General features: G+C 73.3%; 11 protein-coding genes and 1 pseudogene. 8 read left to right on the forward strand and 4 right to left on the reverse strand.

The features are described from left to right. The first annotated feature begins 174 nt into the window (after window positions 1-174). From AB0G08_RS29860 to AB0G08_RS29870, 3 genes are all read left to right on the forward strand, one after another. Window positions 175-609, forward strand: coding sequence for a DUF2975 domain-containing protein (locus AB0G08_RS29860; protein WP_358094233.1), 435 nt, complete (start codon window positions 175-177; stop codon window positions 607-609). Further along, the gene (locus AB0G08_RS29865; protein WP_091094605.1) at window positions 609-815 is read left to right on the forward strand and encodes a helix-turn-helix transcriptional regulator; all 207 of its coding nucleotides are present in this window, start codon (window positions 609-611) and stop codon (window positions 813-815) included. Before AB0G08_RS29860 ends, AB0G08_RS29865 begins: the two co-directional genes overlap by 1 nt. Before the next feature lie 97 nt (window positions 816-912). Next, a complete protein-coding gene (locus AB0G08_RS29870) occupies window positions 913-1086 on the forward strand; it encodes a hypothetical protein (RefSeq protein ID WP_358094236.1) in 174 nt (57 codons plus the stop codon). Between the two features lie 22 nt (window positions 1087-1108). Here the strand turns inward: AB0G08_RS29870 and AB0G08_RS29875 are convergent, their stop codons facing one another. Continuing rightward, a complete protein-coding gene (locus AB0G08_RS29875; protein WP_358094239.1) occupies window positions 1109-2161 on the reverse strand; it encodes an SseB family protein in 1053 nt (350 codons plus the stop codon). After that, the gene (locus AB0G08_RS29880) at window positions 2158-2577 is read right to left on the reverse strand and encodes a YbaB/EbfC family nucleoid-associated protein (RefSeq protein WP_358094242.1); all 420 of its coding nucleotides are present in this window, start codon (window positions 2575-2577) and stop codon (window positions 2158-2160) included. The genes AB0G08_RS29875 and AB0G08_RS29880 overlap by 4 nt, the downstream gene beginning before the upstream one ends. 92 nt (window positions 2578-2669) lie before the next feature. Between AB0G08_RS29880 and AB0G08_RS29885 the strand changes: the two genes are divergently transcribed. The 3 genes from AB0G08_RS29885 to AB0G08_RS29895 are packed head-to-tail and all read left to right on the forward strand — an operon-like array spanning window position 2670 to window position 4979. Continuing rightward, window positions 2670-2999 carry a hypothetical protein gene (locus AB0G08_RS29885; RefSeq protein ID WP_358094245.1) on the forward strand — a complete coding sequence of 110 codons (330 nt, stop codon included), beginning with the start codon at window positions 2670-2672 and terminating at the stop codon, window positions 2997-2999. Then, a complete protein-coding gene (locus AB0G08_RS29890) occupies window positions 2996-4057 on the forward strand; it encodes a hypothetical protein (RefSeq protein WP_358094248.1) in 1062 nt (353 codons plus the stop codon). The genes AB0G08_RS29885 and AB0G08_RS29890 overlap by 4 nt, the downstream gene beginning before the upstream one ends. A gap of 22 nt (window positions 4058-4079) precedes the next feature. Then, on the forward strand, window positions 4080-4979 hold the full coding sequence (locus AB0G08_RS29895) for a hypothetical protein (protein WP_358094251.1): 900 nt from the start codon (window positions 4080-4082) through the stop codon (window positions 4977-4979). 31 nt (window positions 4980-5010) lie between these two features. Here AB0G08_RS29895 and AB0G08_RS29900 read toward each other — a convergent pair whose 3' ends face one another. Next, complete coding sequence (locus AB0G08_RS29900) at window positions 5011-5982, reverse strand: aldo/keto reductase (RefSeq protein WP_358094254.1); 972 nt, start codon at window positions 5980-5982, stop codon at window positions 5011-5013. A gap of 176 nt (window positions 5983-6158) precedes the next feature. On the opposite strand from AB0G08_RS29900, the gene AB0G08_RS29905 reads away from it, so the two are divergent. Together AB0G08_RS29905 and AB0G08_RS29910 are read left to right on the forward strand one after the other, a co-directional pair. Then, window positions 6159-7211: an LLM class F420-dependent oxidoreductase gene (locus tag AB0G08_RS29905; RefSeq protein ID WP_358094260.1), complete on the forward strand. Its 1053-nt coding sequence runs from the start codon at window positions 6159-6161 to the stop codon at window positions 7209-7211. Next, window positions 7208-8044 (forward strand): undecaprenyl-diphosphate phosphatase, encoded by an 837-nt coding sequence (locus AB0G08_RS29910; protein ID WP_358094257.1) that lies wholly within the window; start codon window positions 7208-7210, stop codon window positions 8042-8044. The genes AB0G08_RS29905 and AB0G08_RS29910 overlap by 4 nt, the downstream gene beginning before the upstream one ends. 256 nt (window positions 8045-8300) lie before the next feature. Here AB0G08_RS29910 and AB0G08_RS29915 read toward each other — a convergent pair. Then, a pseudogene (locus AB0G08_RS29915) lies at window positions 8301-8501 on the reverse strand (hypothetical protein); the annotation flags it as partial.

Consider the following 8501-nt stretch of genomic DNA (forward strand, 5'->3'; position numbering starts at 1 on the left):
GGCGGCGCGGCGCCCGGCGGAGGCCGCCGGAGGCAGGCCCCGCGCGATCCGTCCGAGTAGTGGTGCCCGGCCTCCCCGCAGATCGCCAAACCTATTGACTTTCGATAGGTTGAGAGCGATAGTCGATGCATGTTCAACGAGCATCGAGCGGTAGCCCCGCTCAGAGTCTTCCTCGTGGTGCTATTCGGGATCCTGGTCATGTTGCAGACCTTCTCGCTGCCCGGGCAGTTCGCACACATGGCCGAGGAATCCCCGGAGTCCGCCTACCTCAGATGGCCGATGACCGCCGTCTCGGTGTTCTGGGTGCTGTGCGTGCAGGTGGTGATCGTGTCCACCTGGAAGCTGCTCACCCTGGTCAAGAACGACCGCATCTTCAGTGACGCCTCGATGGCGTGGGTGAACGCGATCGTCTGGGCCATCGTCGCCGCCTGGGTGGTGCTGCTGGGCGTTTTCCTCTACGTCGGCTTCCGGGCGTCCGATCCCGGGCTGCCGCTCCTGCTGTTCCTGATGCTGGTGGGCGTCGCGGTGCTGGGCCTGCTGATGGTCGTCATGCGCGCGTTGCTGCGCCAGGCCACGACGCTGCGGACCGACATGGAAGCGGTGATCTGATGCCCATCGTCGTCCGCATCGACGTCGAACTGGCGAAGCGCAAGATGAGCGTCGGTGAGTTCGCCGAGCGCGTCGGGCTCACGCCGGCGAACGTGGCGGTGCTGAAGAACGGCCGGGCCAAGGCCGTTCGGTTCAGCACCCTGGAAGCGATGTGCCGGGTGCTCGACTGCCAGCCCGGCGACCTGCTCGAGTGGGTCGAGGAGTGAACCGTCACGGCGCACCGCGCGCCACGCACCGACCGACCCACCACGACCCGCCACCCGGCCGGACCGGCACGGCTCCGGCCGCTGAGAAGGAGACCCCATGAAGTACCTGCTCGCCCTCGTCGCCCTCCTCGTCGTCGCCCTCGGCGTCGCCGGCGTCGTGCTCGGGGAGGCCGACGACTCGCCGGGCCTCCAGCTCCTGGGCGTCCTGCTCGTCGTCGGCGCGGTCGTGTTCGGCGTGCGGCTCGTCCGGCGCGGCCGTCGCGCCCGGTAGTGGTACGGCCGCCCACCGGCGGTCAGCCGGGCGGCGGGTTCGCCGCCAGCAGGGCGGCCAGCGACGGCGCGCCGAGAGCCAGGGCGCGCGGGGTGCCCGCGTCCACCACCAGCCCCCACGCCGGGTCGGGCCAGTCCGCGAGCAGGTCCGCGCAGGGCACGGCGACGAACGGCACGCCCACCCCGGCGAACGCGGTCAGCGCCTCCGGGGAGGTGAAGACGGGCAGCAGCGGCGCGCCGGTCGGATCGGTGACGATCGTCCAGGGCACGTCGCGGTCCGGCCCCGGCTCCGCCGCCAGCGGTACGCAGACGGCCACGGCGGCGAGGATGCCGAGGTAGCCGGGCAGGTCCCGCCGTGCGCCGGCGTCGTCGAGCAGGTCGAGCACGGTCGGGCCGCCCGGGTCCGCTCCGCTCCCCGCCTCCTCCGCGCGGTCGGTCGGCCCGTCCGTGAGGTCGGTCGGCCCAGGTTCCGCAGCATCCGCGTGGTCGGTCGGCTCGGACGCCGGAGCGTCCGTGTGGTCGGTCGGGCCGGACGTCGGAGCGTCCGCGCCGTCGGCGGCACGACGGGTGGGGGCGGGCCCCGCCCCGCTGGCCGGGTCGGCCGCCAGCTGCCCGTCGCCGAGGTCGGCGGTGGCCCCCGGCGGGCCCGGGGGAGGCGCGGCGGGCGCCAGCAAGGGGCCGGCCCCGCCGGCCGGCACGCGGGGCACCGGCGGCACGGTCGGCTCCGGCCGCACCCGCGGCCCGGTGGGCGGGAGGACCTGGCAGGACAGCGCGCCGGGCTCCGTGGTCAGCACCGTGGCGGCGGTCCGCGTCGCGAAGCCGCTCCACCAGCGCAGGCCCTCGGCGGTGCGCGGCGTCTCGTACCACCAGCCGCCGGCGCCGCGCGGCGCTCGCCAGCCGAGTTCGGCCAGGCCGCGCTCGTCGTAGGGCGGGCAGACCCCGCGGACGGTGTCCCGGCGCACCATCAGGTGCAGCCGGCGGGGACCGGCGGCGAGTTCCAGGTCGGTGTCGCGGTCGCAGCCCGACAGCGTGTCGTGCAGCCGGGCGACGACCTCGGGCCAGCCCGGCGACGTCATGCCGGCGGCCCCGGGAGGCGGCCGTCGAGCCGCCCCAACCGGCCCATGGCCTCCTCCAGACGGCCCAGCGAGGCGAAGTCGCCGGGGGTGCCGAAGATGCCGTCCAGGCCCGCGCCGAGCGTCGCGTCGAGCCCCTCGGTGCGCTCGTTGAGCTGCTCGGTCGCCGCCGCGCGGGCCTGCCGGTACGCCTCAAGCACCATCGCCGCGAGGTCCTCCGTGCCCACGCGCAGCGCGGTCGGCGCGAGGCTCAGGTCGGTGAGCCCGCCGGTGGCGTCGACGGTTGCCGACACCAGACCGCTGTCGTCGGTGGCGGTGGCGCTCAGCTCGTCCAGGTCGTCCCTGAGCCCGGCGAAGCGGCGTTCGATGTCGGCGAGCCGTCCGGCGAGGGCGTCGAACGCGGACAGCGGGTCAGACATGAGAACCTCCCGTGCGCGGTGCCGGCCGGGGTGGCGCCCGTCGGCGGCATGATCGTATCGTCGTCCCGCCGGGCGAGTGGGGGAGGAACGGCGTGCCTGACATCGACGTCGACGTGCAGGCGGTACGTCGGCTTGAGGCGGCGGCGAAGCGGGTGGCCACCTCGCTGACCGCGCTGGAGAGCCGGATCACGTCCGCCGGCGACATACCGGACGGGGCCTTCGGGCACCTGCCGTTCGTCAGCGACATGCTCCGCGAGAAGTACGCCGAGCAGGTCACCGGCGGGATGGAGCTGTTCCGCTCCGGCCACGACGCGTTCGAGCGGGTCGGCGGCGCGCTGGGCGGGACGGCCGAGGCCTACGAGCGCAACGAGCAGGACATCGACGCCTCCTTCCGCGCCATCGGCACGGGGCTGCCCCGGTGAGCGGCCCCGCGGGCACCGCCGTCGAGCTCTGGAACGGCATCGACAACGCGCTGTCCGGCGTGGACAAGGTGGTCGACAGCGTCTGCCGCGCCCTCGCCTGGCCGCTGATCCAGCTCGTCGACCTCGTCGACGGCGAACCGGCCGCGCTGCGCGCCAAGGCCACCGAGTGGGACACGCTGGCCGGGCAGGTGCGTGAGGTGGCGATGACCCACCGCGGCGTACGCGAGGCCGAACAGGCCGGCTGGCGCTCCCCGTCCGGCGAGGCGTACGGGCGGCGGATGGCCGAGGTCGAGCAGCAGCTGCTGGACGTCGCCGAGCAGTTCACCGCCACCGCCGAGTACCTGCGCGGGGTCGCCGACGCGTTGCAGACCGTGCACGACGTCCTGGTCGACATCTGCGTGGAGTTCGTGAACTTCCTGCTGGTGACGCTCGTCACCGCGCTGCTGATGGCCCCGTTCACCGCCGGGGCGTCCTGGGCGGCCGGGGTGGCGCTGGGGGTCACCCGGGGCATGATCGCGCTCGCCCGGATGCTGAAGATCATCCGGCCGCTGGCGGCGCACCTGCAGAAGGTCATCCGGCTGCTGCAACGGGTCCTGCTCCACCTGCGCAAGCTGCGCAACCACCTGGACAAGCTGGTCGACAAGCAGAAGGCGCTGCGCGCCGGCCAGAAGTACGCCGACAGGCGCCGCGCCGCCGGCGACGCCGACAAGTGGTTCCACAAGTTCATGGACCCGGCGAAGGGCAGCTGGAAGCTCGGCAAGTCCGGCACGCCCTTCGACATGAGCACGTTCGAACGGCTCGGGGCGCTGCGGGCGCACGGCATGGCCGACGGCGCGCGGATGATCGGCCGGGACTGGGCCACCAACCTGCCGTGGAACATCCCGAACTCCGTCGTGCACGGCGCCACCTGGGGCACGGTCGCGATGGTCTCCGGCCTGTCGGTGCCCGGCATGGACCAGGTCGGCGACAAGGTCGACGCGGCGGTGCAGGGCGGCGCCGAGTGGATCGACCAGAATGTCTTCGGGCAGCCGCCGGCGGAGCAGCCGACCGGCAGGTGACGGCCGATCGAGGGGGTGGGGCGTGTCCGAGGGGCGCAGTCGGCTGGGCCGGCTGACCGACGCGGTGCTGGGCGGTGCGCGGACCGCCCGGGACAAGGCCCGCGAGCTGCGCGACGAGTTCCGCACCACCGACGAGCCCGAGCGTGCCCTGGTCGCGCCCCTGCTGCCGGGTGAGGAGATCCGCTACGTCGGCCTGGCGCCGGTACGGGCCCCGGAGAACCACCGGGCCGGCAGCCAGCTCGCCGACCGGGTGAACGCGGAACTGGCCGAGGCGCTCGACCCGCGCGCGCTGTTCGGGCTGCTCAACATCGTCAACCCGGTCGCCTGGGTGGACGCCGTGCTGACGCCCGTACGGATCGCCGCGGGCGTCCTGCTGCTGCCCGGCAGGGCCGCCGTGCTCGCCGCGGGCACGCCGGAGGCGCCCGAGCCGGAGCCCGCGCCGGGCGCCGCGCCCCGGGAGCCGCTGCCGCTCACCGACGAGCAGGAGGCGTTCCGGGCGCTGTTCCGGCTCAGCCGCTACCGGCCGCTGGCCGACCAGCTCGCCGAGATCGCCTACCGGCGGCGGTACGTCTTCAGCGGCGACCTGGCCACCCTCGCCGGCAGCCTGCTGCTCTTCCTGGAGCGCTACACCGGCACCCCGCTGGCGGTCACCGACACCCACCTGCACCTGCTGCGGATGGGCCGCCGCCCCGACCCCGACCGCGAGGACCGGCGGCGCCCCCAGGTGCTCTGGAGCGTGCCGCGGCGGCGCATCGCGCGGATCGACTCCGACGCCGGCGCGGCCCGCCTTATGCACTTCCCGTCCACCATCGTGTTCGACGACGGGTCCTGGATCCGGATCGTCAACCCGGCCACCCGCGACGACCAGTCCCGCTTCCTCGCCGCCGTACGCGACCTCCCCGGCCGGCGCCCCGCGGCCTGACCGGGCGGTCGCCCCCGGCGCGGCGCGGGGGTCAGCCGTCGCGCTCGGGGTAGCCCACCGGCACGGCCGACACGTCGTCCAGCGCGGTGACGATCTCCTCCGGCAGGGTCATCCGCTCGACCTGGATCGCGCCGAGCAGCTGCCCGACCGTCCGTGCGCCGAGGATCGGGGCGACCACCCCGGGCCGGTCGCGGATCCAGGCCAGCGCCACCTCCGTCGGGGAGACGCCCAGCCCGCCCGCGGCGATGGCGACCGCCTCCACGATGCTGGAGCAGCGCGGCTCCAGGTAGGTGGCGACGAACCGCTCGAAGTGCGGCGAGGCGGCCCGCGAGTCGGCGGGCCGGCCGTGCCGGTACTTGCCGGTGAGCACCCCGCGCCCCAGCGGCGACCAGGGCAGCACCCCCAGCCCGAGGGCCTCGCAGGCGGGCAGCACCTCCCGCTCCACCCCCCGCTCCAGCAGCGAGTACTCCACCTGCGCCGCCACCACCGGGGCGCGCCCCGGCCACGCGGTCTGCCAGGCGGCCGCCCGCGCGGTCTGCCAGCCGGCGAAGTTCGACACCCCGACGTAGCGGACCCGGCCGCTGGCCACCGCGTGGTCGAGCGCCGCGAGCGTCTCCTCCAGCGGCGTGTCGGGGTCGTACCCGTGCAGCTGGAACAGGTCGACGTGGTCCGTGCCGAGCCGGCGCAGCGAGGCGTCCAGCGTGCGAAGCAGGTGCCCCCGCGAACCGTCCCGACGCCGGCCGCTGCCCGGCCGCAGCCCCGCCTTGGTGGCGATCAACAGCTCCTCGCGCGGCACCAGGGAGCCCAGCAGCGACCCGATCACCGACTCGGCGTCGCCGTCGCCGTAGACGTCGGCGGTGTCGATCAGGTTGCCGCCCGCGTCGAGGTAACTCTTCAGCTGGGCGGCCGCATCGTCGGCGTCGGTGTCCCGGCCCCAGGTCATGGTGCCGAGCGCGAGCCGCGAAACCGCCAGCCCGCTTCGGCCGAGCGGTCGCTGTTGCATGGGTGAACCTTATTTCGAACGGGGGCCCGCCGATATCCTCGCTCCCGTCAAGTGTGCCGGGCGCGTCGCGTTTCCGACCGTCCGGGCCCGCCCGGGGTTGTGGTGACCGGTGGACGGGGCGTCTTCCGGCATTGCGTAACCTGATGCGACCTGTGGTGCGGATGGGGGAGGACCTAGTGCGACTCGGGCTCAGCCTCGGATACCAGACAGCGTGGAGCACGCCGGCCGATCACCTGGCCTTCGCCCAGGAGGCGGACCGGCTCGGCTACTCGGTGGTGTGGGCGGCGGAGGCCTACGGCTCCGACTCGCCGAGCATGCTCGCCTGGATGGCCGGGCAGACGGAACGGATCGACCTGGGCAGCGCGGTGATGCAGATCCCCGCCCGCACCCCGGCGATGACCGCGATGACCGCGGCGACGATCGACGCGCTCTCCGGCGGCCGGTTCCGGCTGGGCCTCGGCGTGTCCGGCCCGCAGGTCTCCGAGGGCTGGCACGGCGTACGGTTCGGCAAGCCGCTGGCGCGCACCCGCGAGTTCGTGGACATCGTGAAGCTGGCCGTCGCCCGCAAGGCCGTCGCGTACGACGGCGAGTTCTACACGCTGCCGCTGCCCGACGGCCCGGGCAAGGCGCTGAAGCTGGGCTTTCACCCGCCGCGCGAGCACATACCGATCTACCTCGCCGCGGTGGGCCCGAAGAACCTGGAGCTGGCCGGCGAGATCGCCGACGGCTGGCTGGCCGTCTTCTTCGCCCCCGAGTTCGCCGAGGAGCAGCTCGCGTCGGTCCGGGCCGGGCGGGAGAAGGCCGGCAAGGAGTTGGCCGGCTTCGACGTGGTCCCGTCGGTGCCCGTGGTCGTCGGCGACGACATCGCCACCTGCGCCGAGCTGGTCCGCTGGTACGCGGCCCTCTACGTCGGCGGCATGGGCAGCCGCCAGCAGAACTTCTACAACCAGCTCGCCACCCGGATGGGCTACGGCGACGCCGCCCGCGAGGTGCAGGACCTCTACCTGGCCAAGCGGCAGCGCGACGCGGCCGCCGCCGTGCCGATGGAGTTCATCGACCGCACCTCGCTGCTGGGCCCGAAGGAGCGCATCGCCGAGCGGATGCGGGAGTACGCCGCCGCCGGCGTCACCACCCTCTCCGTGAGCCTGTTCGCCGCCGACCGGGACAGCGGCGTGCAGACCCTGCGTACCGTCGCCGAGGCGCTGGACCTCTCGGGAGTCGGCGAGTGACCTGGATCGAGGCCATCGTCCTGGGCATCGTCCAGGGACTCACCGAGTTCCTTCCGGTCAGCTCGTCCGGTCACCTGCGGATCACCTCGGCGATCTTCTTCGACCAGGACGCCGGGGCGTCGTTCACCGCGGTCACCCAGTTGGGCACCGAGGCGGCGGTGCTGATCTACTTCGCCAAGGACATCTGGCGCATCACCCGTACGTGGCTGGTCGGCATCAGGGACAAGTCGGTGCGCTCCAGCCTCGACTACCGGATGGGCTGGTACGTCATCGTCGGCTCGATCCCGATCGGGCTGTTCGGCTTCCTGTTCAAGGACCAGATCCGCACCGCCGGCCGAAACCTGTGGCTGGTGGCCACCACCCTGATCGTGTTCGCGTTCGTGCTGGCGTTCGCCGAGTACTGGGGCCGGCAGAGCCGCACCCTGGAGAACTTCCGGATGCGCGACGGCGTGGTGATGGGTTTCGCCCAGGCCATGGCGCTGATTCCCGGCGTGTCCCGCTCCGGCGGCACGCTCACCGCCGGGCTGCTGCTCAACCTCACCCGGGAGGCGGCGGCGCGCTACTCGTTCCTGCTGGCCATCCCGGCGGTGGTGATGTCCGGGATCTTCAGCGTCGGTGACGTCTTCGAGCCGGCGGCCCCGGGCACGTCGGTGCCGAGCATGGCCCAGATGATCGTCGCCACCGTCATCGCCTTCGGCGTCGGGTACGCGGCCATCGCCTGGCTGCTGCGCTACGTCGCCCACCACACCCTGTACGTCTTCGTGCTCTACCGGGTCGCCCTCGGCACCCTGGTGCTCGCCCTGCTGATGACGGGCACCATCAGCGCCACCTGACCCGCCCGAGCATGGACCGGCCCCCGTCTCCGCACCACCGGAGACGGGGGCCGTTCCACGTTCAGAGGGTTGAACCCATGTTCGGGCGCTGCCGGCCACTGTCCGTGCAGACCGACGGCGACGGAGCGTCCACCACCGGGCGCGCTCGGCGTCGGCCGTCAGTGGTGGATGTGCCGCTGGCCGGCACCCCGGGTTCGGGTGCCGGCCAGCGATCCCCCTTGTGGTGGAAAGTCTGTGGTGATCGTTTCAGGTGGTGTCAGTTGTTCCAGTGCTCGGCGACGAGGTCGGCGGCCTGCTGCTCCCACTGGGCGTAGTGGTCGGGGTACGCCGACACCTGCACCGTCTGCGCCGCCTTCGTCAGGGGCATGTCCTGCCACCCGTCGACCTGCTTCAGCGCCTTGAGGAACGCGGTCGTGGAGTACTCGGGGTCGGTGATCTGCTCGACCGTGCCCCAACC

Origin of the sequence: Micromonospora sp. NPDC023644 (genome assembly GCF_040640115.1) — a bacterium.
Classification (GTDB): Bacteria; Actinomycetota; Actinomycetes; order Mycobacteriales; family Micromonosporaceae; genus Micromonospora.

What these genes read in the sequence shown, in the direction of transcription:
- AB0G08_RS29865 (WP_091094605.1), top strand. Translation starts at nt 609, where the DNA reads ATGCCCATCGTCGTCCGCATCGACGTCGAACTGGCGAAGCGCAAGATG.
- AB0G08_RS29870 (WP_358094236.1), top strand. Translation starts at nt 913, where the DNA reads ATGAAGTACCTGCTCGCCCTCGTCGCCCTCCTCGTCGTCGCCCTCGGC.
- AB0G08_RS29875 (WP_358094239.1), bottom strand. Translation starts at nt 2,161, where the DNA reads ATGACGTCGCCGGGCTGGCCCGAGGTCGTCGCCCGGCTGCACGACACG.
- AB0G08_RS29880 (WP_358094242.1), bottom strand. Translation starts at nt 2,577, where the DNA reads ATGTCTGACCCGCTGTCCGCGTTCGACGCCCTCGCCGGACGGCTCGCC.
- AB0G08_RS29900 (WP_358094254.1), bottom strand. Translation starts at nt 5,982, where the DNA reads ATGCAACAGCGACCGCTCGGCCGAAGCGGGCTGGCGGTTTCGCGGCTC.